General features: G+C 69.2%; 30 protein-coding genes and 6 pseudogenes. 15 read left to right on the top strand and 21 right to left on the bottom strand.

All coding sequences use genetic code 11. The features are described from left to right. The first annotated feature begins 14 nt into the window (after positions 1–14). From G7085_RS08710 to G7085_RS32380, 3 genes are all read left to right on the top strand, one after another. Positions 15–356, top strand: coding sequence for a hypothetical protein (locus tag G7085_RS08710; protein ID WP_197510662.1), 342 nt, complete (start codon positions 15–17; stop codon positions 354–356). 253 nt (positions 357–609) lie between these two features. Then, complete coding sequence (locus G7085_RS08715) at positions 610–954, top strand: hypothetical protein (RefSeq protein WP_197510663.1); 345 nt, start codon at positions 610–612, stop codon at positions 952–954. After that, positions 944–1405 carry a LuxR family transcriptional regulator gene (locus tag G7085_RS32380; RefSeq protein ID WP_331715563.1) on the top strand — a complete coding sequence of 154 codons (462 nt, stop codon included), beginning with the start codon at positions 944–946 and terminating at the stop codon, positions 1403–1405. The genes G7085_RS08715 and G7085_RS32380 overlap by 11 nt, the downstream gene beginning before the upstream one ends. 653 nt (positions 1406–2058) lie before the next feature. Here the strand turns inward: G7085_RS32380 and G7085_RS08725 are convergent. Then, on the bottom strand, positions 2059–2232 hold the full coding sequence (locus G7085_RS08725; protein ID WP_197510664.1) for a hypothetical protein: 174 nt from the start codon (positions 2230–2232) through the stop codon (positions 2059–2061). Positions 2233–2323: 91 nt separating this feature from the next. Between G7085_RS08725 and G7085_RS08730 the strand changes: the two genes are divergently transcribed. From G7085_RS08730 to G7085_RS25120, 5 genes and pseudogenes are all read left to right on the top strand, one after another. Then, positions 2324–3142 carry a S8 family serine peptidase gene (locus tag G7085_RS08730; protein WP_331715564.1) on the top strand — a complete coding sequence of 273 codons (819 nt, stop codon included), beginning with the start codon at positions 2324–2326 and terminating at the stop codon, positions 3140–3142. Continuing rightward, positions 3139–3393, top strand: a complete 255-nt coding sequence (locus G7085_RS08735; protein WP_197510665.1) for a PA domain-containing protein — start codon at positions 3139–3141, stop codon at positions 3391–3393. Before G7085_RS08730 ends, G7085_RS08735 begins: the two co-directional genes overlap by 4 nt. A 48-nt stretch (positions 3394–3441) precedes the next feature. Continuing rightward, positions 3442–3849 carry a S8 family serine peptidase gene (locus tag G7085_RS29970; RefSeq protein WP_197510666.1) on the top strand — a complete coding sequence of 136 codons (408 nt, stop codon included), beginning with the start codon at positions 3442–3444 and terminating at the stop codon, positions 3847–3849. Between the two features lie 26 nt (positions 3850–3875). Beyond that, positions 3876–4001, top strand: a pseudogene (locus tag G7085_RS34575) (hypothetical protein); the annotation flags it as partial. Between the two features lie 139 nt (positions 4002–4140). Further along, on the top strand, positions 4141–5097 hold the full coding sequence (locus tag G7085_RS25120; protein ID WP_231979352.1) for a hypothetical protein: 957 nt from the start codon (positions 4141–4143) through the stop codon (positions 5095–5097). 518 nt (positions 5098–5615) lie between these two features. Here the strand turns inward: G7085_RS25120 and G7085_RS34580 are convergent. From G7085_RS34580 to G7085_RS34585, 12 genes and pseudogenes are all read right to left on the bottom strand, one after another. Continuing rightward, positions 5616–6220, bottom strand: a pseudogene (locus tag G7085_RS34580) (LLM class flavin-dependent oxidoreductase). Between the two features lie 167 nt (positions 6221–6387). Further along, the gene (locus G7085_RS08760) at positions 6388–6564 is read right to left on the bottom strand and encodes a hypothetical protein (RefSeq protein ID WP_197510667.1); all 177 of its coding nucleotides are present in this window, start codon (positions 6562–6564) and stop codon (positions 6388–6390) included. 114 nt (positions 6565–6678) lie between these two features. Beyond that, positions 6679–7699, bottom strand: a pseudogene (gene fbaA / locus G7085_RS08765) (class II fructose-bisphosphate aldolase). 102 nt (positions 7700–7801) lie between these two features. Further along, complete coding sequence (locus tag G7085_RS08770) at positions 7802–8332, bottom strand: hypothetical protein (protein ID WP_197510668.1); 531 nt, start codon at positions 8330–8332, stop codon at positions 7802–7804. Positions 8333–8359: 27 nt separating this feature from the next. Next, entirely contained in the window at positions 8360–9019 is a 660-nt protein-coding gene (locus G7085_RS08775) for a TrmH family RNA methyltransferase (protein ID WP_197510669.1), read from the bottom strand. A 107-nt stretch (positions 9020–9126) separates the two neighbouring features. Next, positions 9127–9675, bottom strand: coding sequence for a YceI family protein (locus tag G7085_RS08780; protein ID WP_197510670.1), 549 nt, complete (start codon positions 9673–9675; stop codon positions 9127–9129). Between the two features lie 48 nt (positions 9676–9723). Continuing rightward, positions 9724–10239 (bottom strand): LemA family protein, encoded by a 516-nt coding sequence (locus G7085_RS25130; RefSeq protein WP_331715958.1) that lies wholly within the window; start codon positions 10237–10239, stop codon positions 9724–9726. Then, positions 10197–10535 carry a LemA family protein gene (locus G7085_RS32385; RefSeq protein ID WP_331715565.1) on the bottom strand — a complete coding sequence of 113 codons (339 nt, stop codon included), beginning with the start codon at positions 10533–10535 and terminating at the stop codon, positions 10197–10199. The genes G7085_RS25130 and G7085_RS32385 overlap by 43 nt, the downstream gene beginning before the upstream one ends. Before the next feature lie 63 nt (positions 10536–10598). Next, entirely contained in the window at positions 10599–11138 is a 540-nt protein-coding gene (gene pyrE / locus G7085_RS08790) for an orotate phosphoribosyltransferase (protein ID WP_197510671.1), read from the bottom strand. Then, a complete protein-coding gene (locus tag G7085_RS08795; RefSeq protein ID WP_197510672.1) occupies positions 11135–11818 on the bottom strand; it encodes a sortase in 684 nt (227 codons plus the stop codon). The genes pyrE and G7085_RS08795 overlap by 4 nt, the downstream gene beginning before the upstream one ends. A gap of 18 nt (positions 11819–11836) precedes the next feature. After that, complete coding sequence (locus G7085_RS08800; RefSeq protein ID WP_197510673.1) at positions 11837–12139, bottom strand: hypothetical protein; 303 nt, start codon at positions 12137–12139, stop codon at positions 11837–11839. Next, positions 12136–12789, bottom strand: a complete 654-nt coding sequence (locus G7085_RS34585) for a spermidine synthase (protein ID WP_408647080.1) — start codon at positions 12787–12789, stop codon at positions 12136–12138. Before G7085_RS34585 ends, G7085_RS08800 begins: the two co-directional genes overlap by 4 nt. On the opposite strand from G7085_RS34585, the gene G7085_RS08810 reads away from it, so the two are divergent. The 5 genes and pseudogenes from G7085_RS08810 to G7085_RS08830 all read left to right on the top strand — a co-directional run. Further along, positions 12719–13309 carry an MATE family efflux transporter gene (locus G7085_RS08810; RefSeq protein WP_197510675.1) on the top strand — a complete coding sequence of 197 codons (591 nt, stop codon included), beginning with the start codon at positions 12719–12721 and terminating at the stop codon, positions 13307–13309. The genes G7085_RS34585 and G7085_RS08810 overlap by 71 nt on opposite strands. After that, positions 13285–13629, top strand: a complete 345-nt coding sequence (locus tag G7085_RS08815) for a hypothetical protein (RefSeq protein WP_197510676.1) — start codon at positions 13285–13287, stop codon at positions 13627–13629. Before G7085_RS08810 ends, G7085_RS08815 begins: the two co-directional genes overlap by 25 nt. Positions 13630–13720: 91 nt before the next feature. Beyond that, on the top strand, positions 13721–14038 hold the full coding sequence (locus G7085_RS08820) for a hypothetical protein (protein WP_197510677.1): 318 nt from the start codon (positions 13721–13723) through the stop codon (positions 14036–14038). A 24-nt stretch (positions 14039–14062) separates the two neighbouring features. Continuing rightward, on the top strand, positions 14063–14383 hold the full coding sequence (locus G7085_RS08825) for a hypothetical protein (protein WP_197510678.1): 321 nt from the start codon (positions 14063–14065) through the stop codon (positions 14381–14383). Next, positions 14380–15140: pseudogene (locus G7085_RS08830) on the top strand (PQQ-dependent sugar dehydrogenase); the annotation flags it as partial. The gene G7085_RS08825 and the pseudogene G7085_RS08830, both read left to right, overlap by 4 nt. Positions 15141–15300: 160 nt before the next feature. Here the strand turns inward: G7085_RS08830 and G7085_RS08835 are convergent. The 7 genes and pseudogenes from G7085_RS08835 to G7085_RS08870 all read right to left on the bottom strand — a co-directional run bounded on the left by G7085_RS08835 (position 15301) and on the right by G7085_RS08870 (position 20048). Next, positions 15301–15720, bottom strand: coding sequence for a pyridoxal 5'-phosphate synthase (locus G7085_RS08835; RefSeq protein ID WP_197510680.1), 420 nt, complete (start codon positions 15718–15720; stop codon positions 15301–15303). A gap of 245 nt (positions 15721–15965) precedes the next feature. Next, positions 15966–16265: a hypothetical protein gene (locus G7085_RS08845; RefSeq protein WP_197510682.1), complete on the bottom strand. Its 300-nt coding sequence runs from the start codon at positions 16263–16265 to the stop codon at positions 15966–15968. Further along, positions 16255–16601, bottom strand: a pseudogene (locus G7085_RS34590) (DUF1707 SHOCT-like domain-containing protein). The gene G7085_RS08845 and the pseudogene G7085_RS34590 overlap by 11 nt, the downstream one beginning before the upstream one ends. A gap of 68 nt (positions 16602–16669) precedes the next feature. Then, a pseudogene (clpB, locus tag G7085_RS08855) lies at positions 16670–19226 on the bottom strand (ATP-dependent chaperone ClpB). Further along, on the bottom strand, positions 19223–19669 hold the full coding sequence (locus G7085_RS34595; protein ID WP_408647081.1) for a response regulator transcription factor: 447 nt from the start codon (positions 19667–19669) through the stop codon (positions 19223–19225). The pseudogene clpB and the gene G7085_RS34595 overlap by 4 nt, the downstream one beginning before the upstream one ends. Continuing rightward, positions 19588–19878, bottom strand: a complete 291-nt coding sequence (locus tag G7085_RS08865) for a response regulator (protein WP_197510684.1) — start codon at positions 19876–19878, stop codon at positions 19588–19590. The genes G7085_RS34595 and G7085_RS08865 overlap by 82 nt, the downstream gene beginning before the upstream one ends. Continuing rightward, positions 19878–20048, bottom strand: coding sequence for a response regulator (locus tag G7085_RS08870; RefSeq protein ID WP_197510685.1), 171 nt, complete (start codon positions 20046–20048; stop codon positions 19878–19880). The genes G7085_RS08865 and G7085_RS08870 overlap by 1 nt, the downstream gene beginning before the upstream one ends. A gap of 193 nt (positions 20049–20241) precedes the next feature. On the opposite strand from G7085_RS08870, the gene G7085_RS08875 reads away from it, so the two are divergent. Then, positions 20242–21042 carry a sensor histidine kinase gene (locus G7085_RS08875; RefSeq protein WP_197510686.1) on the top strand — a complete coding sequence of 267 codons (801 nt, stop codon included), beginning with the start codon at positions 20242–20244 and terminating at the stop codon, positions 21040–21042. Between the two features lie 97 nt (positions 21043–21139). Further along, entirely contained in the window at positions 21140–21355 is a 216-nt protein-coding gene (locus tag G7085_RS08880) for a hypothetical protein (protein WP_197510687.1), read from the top strand. A gap of 120 nt (positions 21356–21475) precedes the next feature. On the opposite strand, the gene G7085_RS29975 is transcribed toward G7085_RS08880, so the two are convergent. Continuing rightward, positions 21476–21607, bottom strand: coding sequence for a hypothetical protein (locus G7085_RS29975; RefSeq protein ID WP_269451817.1), 132 nt, complete (start codon positions 21605–21607; stop codon positions 21476–21478). Between the last annotated feature and the right edge of the window lie 40 nt (positions 21608–21647).

Genomic DNA, 21647 nt, shown 5'->3' on the forward strand with positions numbered 1-21647 from the left:
GAATCGACGCAGGCATGGTCGAGGATCATCGGGATCTCGTCGTGATCGCGCACGCCGCCATCCAGGTGGCGCTGCAGGCGACCCTCGGTGCGATCCCGGAGGCCATCGGCGGATTCGCGGCCTTCGTCGACCCGCTCCGGCTGCGGGCCGCCACGCTGGAGGCCGCCGAGCCGCACTCGGCCGTCGAGCTCAGGATGAACGCCGCCTCGCTGGAGCTGCTGCTCGTCCTGCTCGACGACACGGTTCCGGCACACCTCCGCATCGAGCCCCTGCAGATCCTGGCCGAGCGGATGCAGGACGATCCCCCGTGGCGGCGCTGCTCCTGCCGCTGCTGCCCGCGCTCACGGGCATCCTGAGGTACGCAACCGGCGACCTTGCGGCCGCGAGGGCTGACCTCGCACAGGTGGCCGCCTACCAGCTCCCGGCCGTCCGGGCCCAGGCGGAGCTGGCGATCGCGCACATCTGCTTCCTCGACGGCGCATGGGACGTGGCACATGCCCATGCCGACAGGCAGTTGGCCTCTGCGCTCGACTCGCTGCAGTCACCCGCCTGGGCGCAGGCGTTCGCCGTGGCGGCACTCGTCCCGGCCGTCCGGGCGAGGCTGAGACCGTGGGGAAGTACCTCGGCTGGCAGGCAGCTTCGTCCGACCCGCACAACGTGGGCGACGCCATGGGGCGCGTGGCACTCGCATGGGCCGACATCGCCGCGGGAGGCGACCCGGCGCGAACGGCCGAGCTGCTCGACCGGGCCTGGCCGAACGTGTCCTACCTGAGTTGTTTCCCCACCGGGGTGCTCCGGGTCAGGGCGCACCTGGCCGCAGGCAACGCCGCGGAGGCCGCGGTGGCCCGGGCCGACCTGGAGGTGGCCCCTACGAGGCCCAGGCGCACGCCTACGCCCTTGCACACGCCGAAGCGCTCCTCACCGACGGCGATGAACGGCGCGGGTGGTTCGTGACGGCCGCCCGGCACCTGCGGGCCCAGGCCCGGTCGAACGAGGGCGCGTCGCTGAAGGTCTACGGCTTCGTGCTCGCGGAGGACTGGGCGTCGGCCGTGATCACGGACGACGCGCCTCCCCGCTGGAGCTCACCGCCCTCCTGGACGACGCCATCGACGCCCTCAACACCAACGGCGCCGCCGCCTGGCGCGACCGGCTCTCGGCGTTGGCGCGCCGGATGCGGCCCTCGACCCCGTCGGGCGACCCGACCTCGGTGCTGGGCAGGATGGCGAAGCTGACGACCCGCGAGCGCGAGGTGGCGCTGCTGGCCGCGAAGGGGCTCAGCAACCGCGAGATCGCCACCCATCTCTTCGTCACCGTGCGGACGGCGGAGTACCACGTCCACAACGCCCTGACCAAGCTGGGCATGACGTCACGGACCCAGTTCCAGGACGCCGACCCCGCCGCATAGGAGGTGCGGTCAGTCCTCGATGATCATCGGGGCACCCGCCCGCCGTCAGGCTCCTGGCCGGGTCCCTCCGGGTCTCGTTGCAGGTCGGCCGGTCGGGCTCGTCGGGCTGGGGCGCCACGGGTTCCGGGATACTCACGGCCTCTCCTTTCCGGAGGTGTTCGGTCGCTCAAGCTTCCCCCGCGTCGCCCACCGGGCCAACCCAGGCCGGTAACCCTGGTAGCGCCCCGAAAACCCGGTAGTGGCCGCCTGGGAAACTGGTGGTCGGAGGGTGGCCAAGGCGCGCCACAGCGAGCAGAATTGGTTGTCGAGGGGGCTTCGCGGCGATGCCGTCGAGGAACTCCCCTTGCGACTTCCGGAAGTGCACTGCCGGATTTTGGGGGATGCCCGGGGACGCCTAACGCGTTCCCGGGCATTATTTTTCCCCGCTCCCGGCAGCCGGCCCCGACATGACCCGCAGGGTGAGCGCGGAGGAATCGCCGGATGTCCACGGGATTGACTCACCTCCCGGCTAGGTTGAGGCTCTCACGCCTAGAAGAAGGGCCAGTTACATGGCACAGAGCAGACGACTCCGGCGGTGCGCCGTGGCGGTCGTGGCCTCGGCGCTCGTCCTCACCCCGGCGCCGCGTTCGGCGCCCCGGGTGAGGACGGCCGGGTCACGATCCGCGGGGATCGACCGACACGAAGGACCTGACCAAGCAGTTCGTCAACACGAAGAAGTGGTTCATCGAGCTGGAGAGCGAACCGACCTCGACGGGTGGGAACCGCAGCACGATCGAGCGCCAGCAGCGCGACTTCACCACAAAGGCGAGGGGCGTCGGCAGGGCCAACCGGATCGCGCGGCACTACACCACGCTGTTCAACGGCGTCACCGTCGAGGCGGACGCCGAGGCTGCCCAGCTACTGGCCGAGCTCCCAGGCGTGAAGAACCTGTTCCCGGTGATCCCCGTGGAGGTTCCGAAGTCACAGAATGCCTCCCCTGCCATGTTCACGGCAGGCACGATGACCGGGGCCGACATCGCACGCAGTGAGCTCGGCCTCACGGGCGAGGGCATCAAGGTCGGCGTCATCGACACCGGCATCGACTACGACCACCCGGCCTTCGGTGGAAGCGGCACGAACGGCGGCACCACCTTCCCCACTGCGCGGGTCGCCTACGGCTACGACTTCGTCGGCGATGACTACAACGCCGATCCCGCCTCGGACGGCTACAACCCGATCCCTAAGCCGGACGGCAACCCCGACGACTGCGAGGGGCACGGCACGCACGTCGCTGGCATCGTCGGAGCCGACGATGACTTCAAGGGCGTTGCACCCAACGTCACGCTCGGCGCATACCGCGTCTTCGGCTGCGAGGGTTCGACCGACACCGACATCATCCTCTCCGCCATGGAGCGCGCCGAGGCCGACGGCATGGACGTCATCAACATGAGCCTCGGGGCAGCCTTCGAGACCTGGCCCCAGTACCCGACCGGCACCGCCGCCGACCGCCTGTGGCGCAACGGCATCGTGGTCGTCACCTCGGCGGGCAACGAGGGCGACTACTTCACCCAGTCCGCCGGTTCGCCCGGCGTCTCGCGCCACGCCATCGGTGTCGCCTCCTACGACAACGTCGCCGTGCGCCTGAGCGAGATCGTGTTCACCGGCACCACCGGCGAGCCGATCTCGGCAGGGTACCTGCCCGCCGCCGGTTCCCCGACATCGGTTCCACGGTCGACGGGACGGTCGCCGCCGCCATGACCGATCCGCTCGGCTGCAGCGCCGGCGGCAACGTGGCAGGCAAGGTGGCCGTCGTGTCGCGCGGTGGCTGCCCGTTCCACGACAAGGCACTGATCGCGCAGAAGGCAGGAGCGAAGGCGCTGGTCATCTACAACAATGCGCCCGGCCACATCAGCGCGACGGTCGAGGGCGACACCGCCATCACCATCCCGGTCGTGACGGTGTCCCAGGCCAGCGGCCTGGCGATCGTCGCCGGGCTCCCCGGAACCTGAAGGTCACCGTCCCGGCACCGAGGTGGAGGAGCCCAACCCTCCGGTGGGATGATCTCCGACTTCTCGTCGTGGGGGCTCGCCGCCGATCTGACCCTCAAGCCCGACCTGGGCGCGCCGGGCGGCTCGATCTACTCCACCTATCCGCTGGAGCAGGGCGGCTACCTCACGAACTCCGGCACGTCGATGGCTTCGCCGCACGTCGCGGGTGCGGTCGCGCTGATGCTCGAGTCGGATCCTGGCCTGACGCCCGACCAGGTGCTCACCAGGCTGCAGAACACCTCGGCCCCGAGCCTGTCCCCTGAGGCCCTCGCCGAGGGGTTCGAGGTTCTGGATGCGACCCACCGACAGGGTTCCGGCCTGATCCAGATCGACAAGGCCATCGGGGCGACCACGCTGATCTCCCCTCGAAGATCTCCGCCGGTGAGGGCCAGGACGGCCCGTTCACGCAGAAGCTGACGCTGACCAACACGGGTGACGAGCCAGTGACCTGGTCGCTCAGCCACATCGATGCGGTCTCCTCGGGCATCGATCCCGCAGACGACGAGGCTTGGCAGAACGACCCCGACCTCTTCAGCGAGGAATCGCGGGTGTCCTTCTCGACGAGCACGGTCACCGTCCCGGCAGGCGGCACCGCGAAGGTGGACGTCACGATCGCCCCGCCGACGGGTCGCGGGAGGGCACCACCTACGGCGGCTTCCTGGTGCTCGTCTCCGGGAGGGCATCACCCAGACGGTTCCGTACGCAGGCATGTCCGGCGACTACGGCAACCTGAAGCTCTTCCCGGGCCTGGGCATGGGCCTGCCCACGGTCGTCGAGGTCGCCGCCTGCGGCGCCTGGCAGGACCAGCAGTGCGTCGACCCGGGCGCCGAGCTCGGCTTCCCCGACGCGAGCAGGATCTTCACCGGCAACGGCGACAACCCCTCGGTGGCGGTGCACATGGCCTACCCGGCCCGCTCGCTCACCATGGAGGCGCTGAAGGTCGACGCCAAGGGCAAGCCGATCGAGGCGAGCGCCGGGCAGGTCTTCCGGATGGATTACAAGGGTCGTTCGGCCGAGCTCGACATCTACTCGTGGGACGGCAGGGTGCGGGCCACCTCCGGCCTGATGGTCGACGTCGCCCCGGGCCGCTACGTGCTGCGTCTCACGGCGGTGGAGGCCGACGGAGACGGGGGCACGCAGTCGTGGACCTCTGACCCGTTCAACTACAAGACGCTCAAGCCCACCCCACCCCGACCCCGACCCGACACCGACCCCGACCCGCCGGTGCCCACCCAGCCGCCCGTGGTGCAGGACGTGTACAACACGCCCGGCTACCACTTCGTCAACGGGCGCCGCTGGCTGACGACCTGCGAGAAGTACTCGCAGACCACCCGCTGCCGCACCAGCATCTGGGCCACCACGGTGGCCGAGGTCGACGGCCGCTACGTCAACACCAACGGGTGGGTCTTCAACAACCTCACCTACCTGCCCGGAATGACCAGGGCGCAGTGGGCGAACAACCCGCTCGGCGTGACCGGTTCCTGGACCGCTGCCGACGGGCGCAAGTGGCGCACCGAGTGCGACACCGCCGTCTCCGGCCGCAACGGCTGCCGCACCTTCGTCACCGCAAAGGTGATCCAGGGCACGAAGGGTGCCGACGGCCGGTTCACCTACAGGTGGGTGACGAAGGAGATCATGAACAACATGGTCCGATTCAAGCCGTGACCCACTGAGACGGCCGCTGGGCCCGACCCTCATCGATGTGGGGGGTCGGGCCCAGCGTAGTTCTCCGGCACGGTCAGGCCGGATCGCCCTCGGCCGGTCCCTCCGTGTTCGGCCTCCAACCCAGGGCGGGGCGACATGCGTCGCGAAGGACTCCAGCACGTGCAGGTTGTAGGCCGGCCCCAGCTGATTCGGGATCGTCAGCATGAGGGTGTCGGCCGACCGGACGGCCGAGTCGGCAAGGAGCTGCTCGATCAGGACGTCGGGCTCGGCCGCGTAGGTCTTGCCGAAGGTCGAGCGGAGCCCGTCGATGATGCCGACCTGGTCGGCCTCGTCGCGGCTTCCATCACCGAAGTAGCGCACGTCGAGCTCGCTGACGATCGGGAAGATGCTGCGGCTGACCGAGACGCGGGGCGTCCCGGTGTGGCCGGCCTCACGGTACGACTGCCGGAACGCCTCGATCTGCTCGGCCTGCAGTTCGTGGAACGGCTGCCCGGTCGCCTCGGTCAACAGGGTCGAGCTCATGAGGTTGAGCCCCATCCGGCCGGTCCACTCGGCGGTCGCGCGCGAGCCGCTGCCCCACCAGATGTGCTCCGGCAAGCTCGCGGAGAGGGCTCGATGCGCAGCCTCGTGCCCGGTGGCGCCTGCCGCGGATCGGCGTCGACGAGCTTCTCACCGTTGATCGCGGCCCAGAACAGGTCGAACTTGTCCCGGGCGAGGTCGGCCCCACGGGGGTCGGTCGACCCGGTGTACCCGAACGCCTCGTATCCTCGGTTGGCCGTCTCCGGCGATCCCCGGCTGACTCCGAGCGCAACCCGCCCGTCCGAGATCAGGTCGAGCGCGGCCGCCTCCTCGGCCAGTTGGAGGGGTTCTCGTAGCGGAGGTCGATCACGCCGGTTCCGACCTCGATCCGCTTCGTGCGGGCGGCCATCGCACTCAGCAGCGGCATCGGGGACGCGGCCTGCCGTGCGAAGTGGTGGACCCGGAGAAACGCGCCGTTGACGCCCAGCTCGTCGGCGCCCTCCGCGATCTCGATGGTCTGCTTCAGCATGTCGGCCGCGCCACGGGTCTGCGAGCCCGGTAGCGGTGCGTAGTGCCCGAAGGACAGGAATCCGAATGCTCTCATACCCGCTCCAACCCCTGGAATCCGGCGGAGATTCCCCAAACTGGTACAACGTTCAACTTCATTGAGCGATTACCCTTCCGGACCCCCGGAAAAATCGGCCAATAGCCGATTCTGGTCGGTCACGCTGAAAATACGGGCCACCGACCCGCCACTGGTCCGCCGGGACCTCACTGGGCGGTCCAGCGCTGGATGAGGAAGACGTATGCGAGCGCGAACACCGCGACGATGCCGACGTTGACGCCGAGGCGCTCCCAGAAATGATCCCTCAGGAACGCGATGTCGACCGAGACGATCAGCGTGACCATGAGGAGCAGCCACCCGGCTGCCACGAGGATGCGGGTCATGACCCTCCTTCGGAGTCCGTGCATCCAGGCTACCCGCGATCCAGCGGGATACGGCGGGAGGCCGGCTCCCCATCCGGGGAACCGGCCTCTCGTCAGAGACTCAGCGGTCAGCGGTCACTTGATGGCGGTGCCGGCCGAGCGCAGCTGCTGGCAGGCCTCGACGATGCGGGCCGCCATGCCGGCCTCAGCGGCCTTGCCCACGCACGCGGGTCGTAGGCCTTCTTGTTGCCGACCTCGCCGTCGATCTTCAGCACGCCGTCGTAGTTGCGGAACATGTGCTCCACGACGGGGCGGGTGAAGGCGTACTGGGTATCGGTGTCGATGTTCATCTTGATGACACCGAAGTCGACAGCGTCGGAGATCTCCTGAGCGGTCGAACCCGAGCCACCGTGGAACACCAGGTCGAACGGCGACTCCTTGCCGTACTTGGCGCCGACGGCGTCCTGGATCTCCTTGAGGACGGCGGGGCGCAGCTTCACGGCGCCCGGCTTGTAGACGCCGTGCACGTTGCCGAAGGTCAGCGCGGTGATGTAGCGCCCCTTCTCGCCGAGGCCGAGGACCTCGATGGTGCGGAGGCCGTCCTCGACCGTGGTGTAGAGCTTGTCGTTGATCTCGGCGGCAACGCCGTCCTCTTCGCCGCCGACGACGCCGACCTCGATCTCGAGGATGATGTTGGCCTTCGAGGTGCGGGCGAGCAGCTCATCGGCGATCTGGAGGTTCTCCTCCATCGGAACGGCCGAGCCGTCCCACATGTGCGACTGGAACAGGGGCAGCTCGCCGCGGGCGACGCGCTCCTCGGAGATGGCCAGCAGGGGACGGACGAAGCTGTCCAGCTTGTCCTTCGGGCAGTGGTCCGTGTGCAGCGCAACGTTGATCGGGTAATTCTTCGCGACCTCCTGGCGAAGGCGGCGAACGCAGCGGCGCCTGCAACCTTGTCCTTGATCGTGGGGCCGGACATGTACTCCGCGCCGCCGGTCGAGATCTGCAGGATGCCGTCCGAGCCAGCCTCGGCGAAGCCCTGGAGCGCGGCATTGAGGGTCTGCGAGGAGGAGACGTTGATGGCCGGGTAGGCGAACTTGCCTGCCTTGGCGCGATCGATCATCTCACCGTAGACCTCGGGAGTTGCGACTGGCATGGAAGCCTCTTTTCTCGATGATGTCGTTTCGGCCCTAGCTTATCGCGTCGCCCGATCGGGCGACGGGCGGGTGGGGTCACGGACGACCCACCGGGCGCGCCCTCACACGACCCTGTCGAGCGCCTCGGTGTCGAGTTGAACGCGGCCCAGGGAGTAGGCACGGGCCGCGGAATCGATGACCGCAGGTGCCGCATCCAGGAAGCTGAGCGGAACCTCGGCAACCCGGGCTCCTCCCGCCTCGAGGGCGACGGATGGGCCTGCACCGAGGGCACCGCCCTGAGCTTGAGTCCGGTCACGTCCTCCCAGGGCACACGGACGCTCACCGGGTAGAAGAACTCGACGCCGAGGGGCCGAGGTGGAACGCCGATCCCTCGGGATGCGCGCCAGGTCACGCTTGGCGTTACGCAGCCCCACGGCCGAGACGCCGAACCAGAACGCGGTCGAGGCCACCCACAGGGAGGCGATGGTGATGAGCCAGGTGGTCGACCACTGGTCGCGGAAGAACCAGATGATCACGGCAGTCACCGCAAGCGAGATGAGCGAGGTGACGATCCGCATCCGGAGCGCGCTGCGGTGGCGGGACACCCGGGCCGCCGTCGGGAGCGGCGTGAGGCCCACCACGAATCGCTGCATGTCCGCCACTCTAGTGGCCCGGATCAGTCACCACGGGGGCGCCTGACCCGCCACCGCAGCCGCGTGACGGTGCTGGAGCGACCAGTGGTACATCGCGATCGCGGCCGCCGCGCCCGCATTCATCGACCTGGTCGAGCCGTGCTGGGTGATCGCGACGAGGGCCCCGCACCCCTCCACCATCGCCTCCGTGAGCCCGGGCCCTTCCGAGCCGAAGATCAGGCAGCAGTCCGCGGGCAGCGCGGTCGCCTCGAGGGGCACCGACCCGGGCAGGTTGTCGACGCCGACCGGGGTGATGCCCTCGGCCGCAAGATGGGCGAGCAGCGCGGCCTCATCCTCATGATGGCGGACGTGCAGGTAGCGGTCGGTGACCATCGCACCGCGCCTGTTCCACCTGCGTCGCCCGACGATGTGCACGGCCGCCACGTTGAAGGCGTTCGCGGTGCGCACCATGGAGCCGATGTTGAAGTCGTGCTCCCAGTTCTGGATGGCGACGTGCAGCCTCGCCCTCGTCCGGTCCAGATCGGAGACGATCGCATCCATCCGCCAGTACCGGTACCGGTCGATCACGTTGCGCCGATCCCCCGCCTGCAGCAGGTCGGGGTCGAGCCGGTCATCGTCCGGCCACGGCAGCGGGTGGGGTCCGACGCCGACGGTCGGCGCCGTCGGGTCAGGCAGCTCGTCGGTCATGCATCCGAGGGTGCCCCACCGCCACGCCGCCCACCAAACCGGCGGGACGGCGAAGGCCCCGACCCGGTGCGGGTCGGGGCCTCGGAGAGATGTCTGCGAGCAGAGGCTCAGGCTGCCTGCTCGATTGCGGAGATCTCGAGCTCGAGGGTGATCTTGTCGGAGACGAGGAAGCCGCCGGTCTCGAGCGCGGCGTTCCAGGTGAGGCCGAAGTCGGAGCGGAGGATCTGGGCCGAGCCCTCGAGACCGACGCGGACGTTGCCGAAGGGGTCCTTGGCGGTGCCGGCGAACTCGAGCGGGAAGGTGACGGGCCTGGTCACATCCTTGATGGTCAGGTCGCCGGTGATCTCGACGACATCGCCCTTGATGGCGGCGTCGGTACCCACGAAGGTGAGCTTCGGGAACTGCTCGGCGTCGAAGAAGTCGGCGGAGCGCAGGTGCGCGTCACGGTCGGCGTTGCGGGTGTTGATCGACGCGGCATCGATGGAGACCTCGAGCTTGGTCGACTCGGGCGCCGCGCCGTTGACGATGGCCTGGCCCTCGAACTGCTCGAAGGAACCGCGGACCTTTGTCACCATCGCGTGGCGGGTGATGAAGGACAGCGTGGTGTGGCTGGGGTCGAGAACGTAGGTGCCGTTGAGCTCATTGAGGTTCGTCATGATGAAGTCCTTTTCCTTGTCGGTGCAACCAATATAACAAGACCTGGTTTAGGTTTCAACTACCGGCGTGTCGCGTTCGCCCAGGGCATACGGAAAACGCCCCGCTCCCAGGAAGGGAACGGGCGCCTCGGAAGCGGAGCGGTCAGCCCTGGAACGGGGGCCGGTCGGCGGGCTGCTGCACCGGCTGCTCGTACGGGTTGGGTGCCTGCACCGGGTTCTGGACCTGCTGGGGCGCGATCTGCGGGCCTGCTGCGAGGTGGGCCGCTGCGAGATCTCACCGAAGTTGACGTCGGGAGCCTGGCGGGCGATCGGGTCGTTCAGCTCGAAGTAGGTGGCCTTCTCGAACTTCGCGAAGCCGGCGATGATGTTGCTCGGCACCGACTCGACCTTGGTGTTGTAGTCGCGCACGTTGGCGTTGTAGAAGCGGCGGGCGGCCGCGATCCGGTCCTCGGTGTCGGTCAGCTCGCGCTGGAGTTCGAGGAAGTTGGTGTTGGACTTCAGCTCGGGGTAGGCCTCCACCGTCACGAGCAGCTGGGAGACGGCCTGCGAGAGCTGGGCCTCGATCTCGGAACGCTGGTCGCTGGGCTGCCCACCACTCTGCCCGCGAGCGCGCGCGCCTGGTTGCGCAGCGCCGTGATCTGCTCGAGCGTGTTGCGCTCGTGCGCGGCGTACCCGCGGACGGTCTCGACCAGGTTGGGAATCAGTTCATAGCGACGGTTCAGCTCGACATCGATCTGGCGCCATGACTCCTGGATGACATTGCGGCTCCGGACAAAGCCGTTGTAGGCGCCGACGCCCCAACCGACGATGCCGAGCACCACGACCAGCAGGATGATGGGGACAATCAGAATGGCTTCCACAGGTGTCTCCTTAACGTATCTACTTCACGGTAGCGGACGGTGGGGCTACGGGACAGGGATCGGTCAGAGACCCAGATCGTCCAGGTCGACCGCGTACCGGTACTCGAGCCCCTCGGCGGCCACGGCCTCGGCCGCTCCGGTGCCGCGATCGACGACCACCGCCACCGCCACGACCTCGCCGCCCGCCTCGCGCACGGCCCTGACCGCCGTCAGGGCGGAGCCACCGGTGGTGGATGTGTCCTCCACGACGAGCACCCGGCGCCCCTCGACGCCCGTGCCCTCGATCTGACGCTGCATGCCGTGCGCCTTGGACGCCTTACGCACCACGAACGCGTCGAGGCGACCGCCTGCCGCGGCCTTCGCATGCAGCATGGAGGTGGCCACCGGGTCGGCGCCGAGTGTCAACCCTCCGACGGCGTCGAAGTCGAGATCGGAGACGAGCTCGTTCATCACCCGGCCGACGACCGGTGAGGCCTCACCGTCGAGGGTGACCCGTCGCATGTCGACGTAGTAGTCGGCCTCCTTGCCGGAGGCGAGGGTCACCTTGCCGTGCACCACGGCCAGGTTCCTGATGTGTTCGATCAGGTCGGTACGGTCGGTCATCTTGTCTCCGTCTCGGTGAGGGTGCCGAAGCCGACGGCGCGGTCGAGCGTCTCGATCACGTCCTCGGCGGTGGTCAGGGTGAGGAAGGCCCGGGTCGGGACCTCGTCGGGTGCCCCGGGCACCGGATCGATCACCCAGCTGTCGTCGGCCTGCACGGTGAGCTCTCCGGGCGCCGAGATCAGCGTGTACGTGAACGCGGCATGCGGCGTCTCGACCACCACCTCGTCGCCGACCCGCAGTTCGAGCAGACGCCTGAACGGTTCGCCGTTACTGAAGCGGTGGCCGGCGATCGCGAAATTACCCAGCTGCCCTGGCAATGCGGTGCCGGGATACCAGCCGACGCCCCGCCCGAGATCGGCCGGGTCGACACCCGCGATGACGGGCGCCTCGAGATCGAGGGATGGGATGCGCAGGATCCATGCCGCCGCGTGGGAGCGGGGCTGCGCGACGACAGGTGCGGCGTCATCGGCAGGCGGGTCCGCCTCCGCGAACGAGGCCTTGAGCCCGGCCAGTTCGCCCTCGGCGGTGCGTGCGGCGACGAGATTGGTGCCGAAGAACGTCCACCCGACGACACCACCGAGGCCGAGAGCCACGACGAGCAGGATCAGCAGCAGCACCAGCAGCGGGGAGATGCCCCGCCGCGTCGCCTCCTGCGCACGCTGAGCCTTCACGGTGCCCATTCTTGCAGGTCGCCCCGCTCACCAGCCACGGCCGAGTGGCCCGGGCGACGGTTCGGCCGCCGCGTCGACCATGGGGACGGCCCCACCGGGCCATGCCCCTGCCTCACGCCCTGAGATCCAGCGGTAGCCGATGGTCAGGCGTCCCGACTCTCGTTCGATGCCCGCCAGGTCCGGCCTGACATCGCTCGCGATCAGCACCAGGTTGCCGAACCGCTTACCCTTCGCGACGACCGGCTCCATGCCGATCAGGAGGTTCCGCCAGCGCTCGGCAAGGCCCGCCGCGAGCCGCTTCGACCAGGGGAACGGGGAGCGGTCGGTCACATTGAAGATGGCGACGGCCCTCCGCGGACGATCCGTCGGATCTCATCGAGGGCCTCCTCCGTGGCCAACTCTCCGGGCACCTGAGCGCCGTCGAAAGCGTCCACGATGACGACGTCGGCCCAGCCCTCCGGCATTGCGGCGAGCCCGGTGCGGCCGTCCACGTCACGCACCTTGATGCCGGATCGGGGTGCGAGCGGGATCTTCCTGCGCACCTCGGCGGTGAGTTCGACGTCGGGCTCGCAGACGACCTGGGCGGTGCCGGGGCGGCGCCAGGCCACCCACCGCGGAAGCGACATGCCTGCCCCGCCGACATGCACGACCCGCAGTCGCTCCGACTCCGGGCACCCAGCACCGTGTGGTCGAGCGCCATGGCGATGTGCTGCACGTACTCGAAGGCGAGAAAATCGGGCCGCGCGGGATCGACCCACGACTGGGACGTCGGGCCGAACCGGACCCAGAACGCGCCAGGGTTGTCGAGGTCGGGGAACAGGCGGTCGTTCATCCGGCGAGCCTACCGGGGCCCACCCCCGCGGTCCGGGAGGGGCATGCCGCCCGGAGCACCTAGGCTTGGCGGCGATCATGTCGCTCACCCGTCGCATCCTGTCCCTCGCCGTGCCCGCGTTCGCCGCGTTGCTGGCGCACCCCCTCATGCTGCTCGCCGACACCTGGATCGTCGGCCGCCTCGGCACTGTCCAGTTGGCAGGCCTCAGCATCGGCAGCGGTCTGCTGCTCACCGTCGTGGGCCTGTCGATCTTCCTGGCGTACGGCTCGACGGCGGTCGTGGCACGGTTCGTCGGTGCCGGCCGAAGGCGCCGAGGACTGGAGATGGGGGTGCAGGCCATCTGGGTCGCCGCGGCGATGGGTGCCCTGATCGCCGTCGTCATGTGGCCGCTGGCACCGCTGCTCGCCCGGGCCCTCGGGCAGACGCCGGATCGCTCGCCTACGCCGTCGACTACCTGCGCTGGTCGCTCCCGGGCTCCCCGGATGCTGATGATGCTGGGCGCGACGGGCACGTTCCGTGGCCTCTCCGACGCGAGGACCCTCTCGTCCTCTCCGTGGCGTCCGCCGCCCTCAACTTCGCGCTCAACCTCTTCTTCGTCTTCGGGCTCGGAATGGGGATCGCAGGGGCCGCCCTCGGGACGGCCGTGGCGGAGACCACACTCGGGCTGACCGCCACCTGGCTGGTGACGGTGCAGGCCCGACGGCTCGGGGCCCGCCTCGCTCCGGTGTGGGCAGACATGCGGCACAGCCTCAAGGTCGGCTTCCCGCTGTGGCTCCGAACGCTCCTGCTCCGGGCCGCCCTCCTGTTGACGACCTACGTGGCGGCCAGGCAGGGTTCCTCCGCGCTCGCTGCCCACCACATCGCCATGAACGTGTGGAACCTGCTCGCCTACGCCCTCGACGCCCTTGCGATCGCGGGCAGACCATCATCGCCACCTCACTCGGCGCAGGCGACCGCGCCGAGGCCCGCCGGTTCGCCTCGAAGATGATCCTCTGGTCGATCGGGCAGGGGTCCTCCTCGGCCTGCTCGCCATCCTCACCCGCGACCCGATCGCCGCGGCCTTCAGCACCGACCCCGACGTGCGCACGATCGTCGCCCACCTGCTGCTGATGGTGGGAGCGACACTGGGCCTCGCCGGCTACGTGTATCTCCTCGACGGCGTGCTGATCGGCGCCGGCGACGGGCCGTACCTGGCGAAGGCAGGGCTGATCAACCTCGCGGTGTACGCACCGCTGGCGCTGCTCGCGCTGCTGCTGCCCACAGGGGAACCGGCCCTACTCGGGCTGTGGGCCGCGTTCACGCTCGGTTTCATGGGTGCCCGTGCGGTCACGCTGGGCGTGCGCGCCCGCGGCGACCGTTGGATGGTTGTGGATGCCCACCACGCCGACGCGGGGTAGCGTCGCTACATGGTGGGACTCCGCGTGGCCACAGGCGCCCTGATCGTCGGGCTGGCCGCCGCCTGCTCCGGCCCCTCTCCGGAACCCCCACGACCCGCGCCCGACCGAACGGCCCTCACCGCCTGCCACCGCCACTGCGACCACGTCGCCCGTGTCGACTCCAGCGTCGTCGGCCTCCCCTCCGCGGCCGAACCCATTCCCTCGACCCACACCTTCAGCGTCGTCGAGCATGAGAGGTTCGACGAGCCGTGGGCAATGGTGGCGCTGCCCGGCACCCGGGTGCTCGCGGTCACGGAGCAGGGGGCGCCCTCAAGCTGCGCGACGCAGACGGTGTCCGGGAGGTGACCGGCGTTCCCGAGGTCGTCGTCACCGAGCAGGGTGGCCTCGGCGACATCATCGCCGGCCCGACATTCACAACCGACGGCACCGTGTACCTGAGCTGGGTCGAGGGCTCGGATGGAGCCACCGGCGCCGTCGTCGGCACGGCGCACCTCGACGTGGCCGCCGCCCGGCTGACCGACGTGCGCCGCATCTGGCGTCAGACGCCGGAGATCGACGGTGGCGGTCACTATTCCCACCGGCTCGCCATCCACGACGAACACCTCTTCGTCAGCTCGGGCGACAGGCAGCAGTTCACCCCGGCCCAGGAACTGGACACCGACCTCGGCAAGATCCTGCGCCTGACGCTCGACGGGAAGCCCGCTCCGGGCAACCCGTTCCAGGATGACGGTCCGCCGGCTGACGGCTTCTGGAGCATCGGGCATCGCAACCCGCTGGGCCTGGCCTTCGACGCCGACGGCAGGCTCTGGTCGAGCGAGATGGGCCCCAAGGGCGGCGACGAGATCAACCTCATCCGACCTGGCGCCAACTACGGCTGGCCGGAGGCCTCGAACGGATCCAACTACGACGGTTCCGACATCCCTGACCACAGGCAGGGCGACGGTTTCACCGCGCCCCTTCTCTGGTGGAACCCCAGCATCTCCCCTGGCTCTCTGATGATCTACGGGGCGACCTGTTCCCGGCCTGGCGCGGCGACGCATTCGTCGGGGCACTCTCCGGCGAGGCCCTCATCCGCATCCATCTGGACGCAGGCAGCGCGTCGCTGGGCGAGACGTGGCCGATGGGCACGCGGATCCGCGAGGTGGAGCAGGGTGCCGCCGGGAGATCTGGCTGCTCAGCGACGGCCCTGAAGGCAGGCTGCTGGAACTCAGTCCCTCCTGAACCGCCCTTCCCGGTACCGTCCCGCCTCCGCGGTGCGGGGCTCAGGGCTGGAGACGCTCACCCCGCCAGCCGTCCTCGGTGCGGAGCAGGAGGACCCTGTCGTGCAGGCGTCCGGGGAGGCCCTGCCAGAACTCGAACGTGTCGACATCGACCACGTAACCGCCCCAGTTGGGCGGACACGGCACCTCGCGGCCCGCGAACCGCACCTCCGCCTCGCGGACGGCGTCCAGCAGGTCGGCCCGGCGCGCGAGAGGCTCCGACTGGTGGCTCGCCCAGGCCTCGATCTGCGAGGCGCGCGGGCGCGTCGCGAAATAGGCCTCCGAGCGCGGTCGCGGGATCCGGCTCGTCGCGCCGACGGCCCGCACCTGGCGCATCAGGGTGGGCCACCAGAAGGAGGCCGACGCGACCGGGTAGGCGTTGAGGGCGCGGGCCTTGCGCGAGTCGTAGTTGGTGTAGAACACGAGCCCCGCTCGGAGTGCTCCTTCAACAGGACGATCCGGGACGAGGGCCTCTGGTGCGCGCCGACCGTCGACAGCGTCATCCCGGTCGGTTCGGGCTCCCCGCCGCGATGGCCTGCGCCAGCCACGACCCGAAGAGATGCCAGGGATCGACCCCGGCGGGGTCGTGGGGCAACGTCTCGCCCGCGTACTCGCGTCGGATGTGATGCAGGTCGACCATGGACCCATCAAAGCACCGTGGCGGCGGCTCAGGACCCGAGTTCGCGGTTGATGGCCCGCACGGTCATGGTGGCGGTGTAGAGGTCGGCGCCGGTGAGTTCGCGGTAGCGCTTGATGGCCGCCACCTCGCCCTGGCTGTGGAGCGAGAGGATGATCTCGTCGCGCTCCGAGTAGGTGAGGGACGCGGCGGCGCCGCCTGCTGAACCTGACGGGCAGGGTTCCTGTGCATGCTCGGCCAGATCACCCAGATCCAGATCGCAGTGAGCGGCACGAGGAACCAGGCCCCGTCGAGGGCGCCCGTGAGGACGATCGCGATCATCAGGATCCACCACTGGGCATACCAGGGCCGGGCGGTCCTGTAGTCCTGTAGTTCGCCGGAGGGCGCGCCCCAGGCCGCCGGGTCCTGCGGGCCCTGGCTCTGGTCGAGGGTTCTGTACGGGTCGCCGTAGGTGGGGACGGCAGGCGCCTGGTAGGGGACGCCCCGCCGGCGGGCAGGTCACGGAAGAGCGCCGTGAGTTCGGCGCCGGTGCGCGCCGCGAACGCCTTGTCCATCCGCTCGTTGAACTCCTCGGGGTCAGACGCCCGGCGGCAAGGTGATTCTGGAGGTCCGCCACCGCGGCCTCACGTTCGGAGTCGCCGATGCGCATGTTGTCGTCGCCAGCCATTGGTCCAGCGTACCCACCAGGCGCGCCCACCGGCCCCACCTCCACGGTGGGGGCCGGAGCGTGGTGGATCACGCCATTGCGATGCCGTCTCCGACCCGGTCGAACCGGATCACCTGCCCGTCCTGGACGGCACCGGCCAGCAGCGCCCTGGCGAGCTGATCCTCAATCGTGGACTGCACCAGCCTCCGCAGCGGGCGCGCCCGTAGATCGGGTCGAAGCCGACCTCGGCCAGCCAGGCACGCGCGGGCTCCGTCACCTCGAGGGTGATGCGGCGATCGGCGAGTCGGGCATTGAGCTTGCCGAGCTGGATGTCGACGATGCTGGCGAGGTCCTCGTGGGTGAGGGCTCAAACAGCACGGTGTCGTCGAGCCGGTTCAGGAACTCGGGACGGAACGCCTGCCGCACCACGCCCATCACGGCGTCGCGCTTGTTCGCCGGATCGAGCAGCGGGTCGGCGAGGAACTGACTGCCGAGGTTCGACGTCAGGATCAGCAGGGTGTTGCGGAAGTCGACCGTGCGCCCCTGGCCGTCGGTGAGCCGCCCGTCGTCGAGCACCTGGAGCAGGATGTTGAACAGGTCGGGGTGCGCCTTCTCCACCTCGTCGAGAAGGATCACCGAGTACGGACGCCGCCGCACCGCCTCTGTCAACTGGCCCCCTCCTCGTAGCCGACGTAGCCGGGCGGGGCGCCGACAAGGCGGGCCACCGAGTGCTTCTCGGAATACTCGCTCATGTCGATGCGCACCAGCGCGGTCTCATCGTCGAACAGGAAGTCGGCGAGCGACTTGGCCAGCTCGGTCTTTCCGACACCCGTCGGCCGAGGAAGAGGAACGAGCCGATGGGCCGGTTCGGGTCGGAGATGCCTGCGCGGCTGCGGCGGACGGCGTCGGAGACGACCCTGACCGCATCCCGCTGTCCGATCAGGCGCGCGCCGATGCGCTGCTCCATCTCCAGCAGCTTCTCGGACTCCCCGGCGAGCAGCCGGCCAACGGGCACTCCCGTCCACGCCGAGACGACCTCGGCGATGTCGCTCGCACCGACCTCCTCGGAGACCATCGACTCGACGGGTCCCGTGGACTCGGCTTCGGCGATCTCGCGCTCCACACCGGGGATGTCGCCGTAGAGAATGGTGGAGGCGCGCGTCAGGTCACCTTCACGCTGGGCACGTTCGGCCTCGATGCGCAGCTCGTCGAGCCTCGTCTTGAGGTCGCCGACGCGGTTGAGCCCGGACTTCTCCTTCTCCCAGGCGGCCTCCAGGCCGCGGAGCTTCTCCTCGGAGTCGGCCAGCTCGGACTCCAGATGGGCGAGGCGCTCCCCGACGCGGCGTCGGTCTCCTTCTCGAGCGCGAACTTCTCCATCGTCATCCGGTCCACCTCGCGGCGCAGCATGTCGATGTCCTCCGGCGAGGAGTCGATCTCCATCCGAAGGCGGGAGGCCGCCTCGTCGACGAGGTCGATGGCCTTGTCGGGAAGCTGACGGTTGGTGATGTAGCGGTTCGAGAGGGTGGCCGCGGCGACCAGTGCCGAATCGGTGATGCGCACCTTGTGGTGGGCCTCGTAGCGTTCACGCAGTCCACGCAGGATCGCGACGGTGTCCTCGACCGAGGGCTCGCCGACGTAGACCTGCTGGAACCGGCGCTCGAGCGCGGGTCCTTCTCGATGCGCTCGCGGTACTCGTCGAGCGTGGTGGCGCCGATCATCCGCAGCTCACCGCGGGCGAGCATCGGCTTCAGCATGTTGCCCGCATCCATGGCGCCCTCGCCGGATGCGCCGGCACCGACGACCGTGTGCAACTCGTCGATGAAGGTGACGACCTGCCCCTCCGACTCCTTGATCTCGTTGAGCACGGCCTTCAGCCGCTCCTCGAACTCGCCGCGGTACTTTGCCCGGCGACCATCGAGGCCAGGTCGAGGGAGACCAGCCGCCGGTTGCGCAGGGAATCGGGGACGTCACCTGCGACGAGCCGTTGGGCGAGGCCCTCGACGACGGCGGTCTTCCCGACCCCGGGCTCCCCGATCAGCACCGGGTTGTTCTTGGTGCGGCGGCCAGCACCTGCACCACACGCCGGATCTCGGCGTCGCGGCCGATCACGGGTCGAGCTTGCCCTCGCGGGCGCGCTCGGTCAGGTCGACGGAGTACTTGTCGAGCACGGACTCGCCGCCCTCCGACTCGGCGGACGTGACGCGCTTGCCGCCACGGGATGCGGCGAAGGCCTCGGTGAGGGCGTCGGCACCGACGTGCGCCTTCTCGAGGATGGTCCGGGCGGCCGAGGGGATCATCGCCATGGCGATGAGCAGGTGCTCCGTCGCGACGAAGCTGTCGCCCATCTCGTCCGCGAGGGTCTCAGCCTGTGCGAGCAGCCGGGCGAAGGGCCGCTCAGGGCGGGCTGGCTCACCGACTGGCCGCTGGTGGAGGGCAGCTTCCCGATGGCGAGTTCGGCCGCGTTGTCGATGACCGCGGGGTCGGCGCCGACGGCCTGCAGGAGGCCACCGACCGTGTTGTCGGGGTGAGGAGCAGACCGTGGAGCAGATGCTCCGGTTCGGTGTTGGGGTTGCCCTTGGTGAGGGCCTGCCGGACGGCGGCGGTGAGCGCGTCGCGGGACCTGGTCGTCAGCCTTTCAGTGTTCATCTGATGGTTTCTCCTGGTGTCGATTCAAAGTTGAGTCTACTAAGCTCAACCTTGATTTCAACGGCCGTATTCCCGATTCGGAGCACGACAGCCGCCGGGGCCGGCCTGGGGCGGGCGCCACAGGCGGGTCGCAGGCGACCCACAGGAGGTTGCCGACTAGGCGTCGGCCACCTCGTGCGGATCGACGAGGCGCAACTGGATCGCCTTGACCAGGATCTGGGTACGGGAGGTGACCCCAGCTTCGTCCCGATGTGCGAGAGGTACTGCTTCACCGACCCCTCGGACAGATGCAGGTTCCGGCCGATCTGCCGGTTGGTGAGGCCCCTCATCAGTTCCCTCAGCAGATCGGTCTCCCGCGGGGTCATCGCCACCGCAGGCTCGACGCGGCCATCCGCCACGACCGCCTCGACCAGCTGCCGCCTGACCGTGGAGGACAGCGGCATGTTCCCGTCCAGCGCCTGACGGATGCCGTTGAGCAACTGCTGGGGCTCGAGTCCTTCAACAGGTAGCCCGCGGCCCCGGCCTTGAGCGCAGCCACGATGTGGTTGCGGGTGCCGAAGGTGGTGAGGGCAAGCACACAGGCACGCGGGTGTTCCGCACAGATCGCCCTGGTTGCCTCGACCCCGCTGACCGGCGACATGTTGAGATCCATCAGGACCACGTCGGGGAGATGGACGCGGTACGCCGCGATCCCCTCGCCCCGTCGCGGGCTTCCGCCACCACCTCATGACCGGCCGACGACTCCAGGAGGGCTCGGAAGGCGCCGCGTACCAGCGGCTCGTCGTCGACGATCAGCACGCGGATGGCCATGACTTCGGGCATGGACCCATTGTCCTCCATGGCTCTGACAGATGAGAAGGTGCCGTGCAATACGCGCCAACTTCGAGCAGGAGTCGCTTAGGAACCCGTGGCCCGGTTGTTTACACTACCTTCAAGTCAGGGAGGGGATACGGTGCATCAACCGCAGGGCACGCGGCCGATGGCCTGGGTGATACCCGTGGTCAAGTGTTCCCTGGTGCTCTGGCTCGTCCTGGGTGGAGGCATCTCACTACCGCTCGATCTGCGCTCCCCGGCCGACCTCTGGTCGGCCGTCGACACACTCGCCGGCGTGATCTCCCTCTGGCTGCCTGGGCTCGGCGTCGCCGTCGCCGTCCCTGTGCTGGTGATGGCCCCCTTCCACTACACCACCGGCCTCGGGCTCGTCTCGCTCCTGTTCACGAGCGTGATGGCAGGCATCCGGTGGCCATGGCGGAGGCTCGTCGTCCTCATGGCGCTGCAGGCGGCCTTCCTCCTCTACGACTTCGTCATCGTCGCGACACTCTCGCGGACGTTGACGCTGGCAGGTGTCCTGGCCGTCTCGTACGCGGTCGGACGGTGGATCCACAGATGGCTGGTCCGCCAGCACCGCGGTGAGAAGCGGATCGCCTCCCTGGCCCGACGCACCGCACATGCCCGCGAGGAGGAGCGGACTGCGCTGGCCAAGGAGTTGGCGACCCTGCTCGTGCGCGGCGTCGGCGACATCGCGAGGTCCCTCGACCGGGCACGATCGGAGACCGACCTGGCCGCGAAGCGCCGGATCCTGCACCGCGTAGGCGATGACTGCAGGACGGCGCTGGCGCGCCTGCGGCTCCTCGTCCCGACGCTGCGCGCCCGGCGGCCGACGGCGACTGCATCAACCTGGTGGCCGCCATCGAATGGTTCGAGGACGAGCTCGTATCCCACGGGTTCGAGGTCGAGACCGAAGGCACCCTCGACCGCGACTTCAATGCCCCGTCCGTCGTCTCGCGCCTCCTCCATCTCACGTCGTCCGCGTTGACCCACCGGGCTCCGCCCGGTTCCCTGGTCATCGTCACAGTCGATACGTCGTCCGGGCTGACGATCACGGCCGCCTGCCCCGATCACTCCCCGGGCGGGTGGAGGCGCTGCACCAGATCCAGGACCGGGCCTCTGCCATGGGCGGCACCCTCGCCGTCGACGGCACCGAAGGCCTCACCCTCACGCTCACCCTGCCCGCGCCCCAGTCGACCCGCAAGGGCCCCTGTCCTCCCTGTCACCGGACCGCAGGATCATGGCGATCATCGGCACTCTCGGCATCCTCGCCTCGCTGCTGGCCACCACCGCCAACCTGACCCTTGACCGCCCCTGACCGATTCCGTCCAGTGGCTCACCCTCAGCGCCGGGATCCTCGCGGCGGCCTGGCGTCCCTGGGTGGGAGCGGGGATCCTGCTGTTCGAGGTCGCGGTGCTGTCCTACCTGCTGCCGCCACACGATCTGTGGGCCACCAGCCAGCCGTCGCTCGCGGCGATCGCGCTGACCATCATCGCTGTCTCGCGCATCCCGTGGACCGCTCCCGCGTTGCTGGCCGGCTGGGCCGTGTTCATCGCGACGACCCGTGGAACACCACGCTCGGCCCTTTCGATT

Source organism: Tessaracoccus coleopterorum (assembly GCF_011174705.1).
Classification (GTDB): domain Bacteria; phylum Actinomycetota; class Actinomycetes; order Propionibacteriales; family Propionibacteriaceae; genus Arachnia; species Arachnia coleopterorum.

Excerpts from the sequence above, each read along its gene's own strand:
- G7085_RS25120 (WP_231979352.1), top strand. The coding sequence starts at position 4,141 with ATGTCCGGCGACTACGGCAACCTGAAGCTCTTCCCGGGCCTGGGCATG.
- pyrE (WP_197510671.1), bottom strand. The coding sequence starts at position 11,138 with ATGACCGACCGTACCGACCTGATCGAACACATCAGGAACCTGGCCGTG.
- G7085_RS08810 (WP_197510675.1), top strand. The coding sequence starts at position 12,719 with ATGTCGCTCACCCGTCGCATCCTGTCCCTCGCCGTGCCCGCGTTCGCC.
- G7085_RS34585 (WP_408647080.1), bottom strand. The coding sequence starts at position 12,789 with ATGAGGGGGTGCGCCAGCAACGCGGCGAACGCGGGCACGGCGAGGGAC.
- G7085_RS08870 (WP_197510685.1), bottom strand. The coding sequence starts at position 20,048 with ATGCCCGAAGTCATGGCCATCCGCGTGCTGATCGTCGACGACGAGCCG.
- G7085_RS08735 (WP_197510665.1), top strand. The coding sequence starts at position 3,139 with ATGACCGATCCGCTCGGCTGCAGCGCCGGCGGCAACGTGGCAGGCAAG.
- G7085_RS08780 (WP_197510670.1), bottom strand. The coding sequence starts at position 9,675 with ATGACGAACCTCAATGAGCTCAACGGCACCTACGTTCTCGACCCCAGC.
- G7085_RS34595 (WP_408647081.1), bottom strand. The coding sequence starts at position 19,669 with ATGCCGCTGTCCTCCACGGTCAGGCGGCAGCTGGTCGAGGCGGTCGTG.
- G7085_RS08710 (WP_197510662.1), top strand. The coding sequence starts at position 15 with ATGGTCGAGGATCATCGGGATCTCGTCGTGATCGCGCACGCCGCCATC.
- G7085_RS08775 (WP_197510669.1), bottom strand. The coding sequence starts at position 9,019 with ATGACCGACGAGCTGCCTGACCCGACGGCGCCGACCGTCGGCGTCGGA.
- G7085_RS29970 (WP_197510666.1), top strand. The coding sequence starts at position 3,442 with ATGATCTCCGACTTCTCGTCGTGGGGGCTCGCCGCCGATCTGACCCTC.
- G7085_RS29975 (WP_269451817.1), bottom strand. The coding sequence starts at position 21,607 with ATGAACACGGCCCAGCCGGCCAGCAACGCGGGAGCGGTCCACGGGATG.
- G7085_RS08865 (WP_197510684.1), bottom strand. The coding sequence starts at position 19,878 with ATGGATCTCAACATGTCGCCGGTCAGCGGGGTCGAGGCAACCAGGGCG.
- G7085_RS08770 (WP_197510668.1), bottom strand. The coding sequence starts at position 8,332 with ATGCAGCGATTCGTGGTGGGCCTCACGCCGCTCCCGACGGCGGCCCGG.
- G7085_RS08795 (WP_197510672.1), bottom strand. The coding sequence starts at position 11,818 with ATGGGCACCGTGAAGGCTCAGCGTGCGCAGGAGGCGACGCGGCGGGGC.
- G7085_RS08760 (WP_197510667.1), bottom strand. The coding sequence starts at position 6,564 with ATGACCCGCATCCTCGTGGCAGCCGGGTGGCTGCTCCTCATGGTCACG.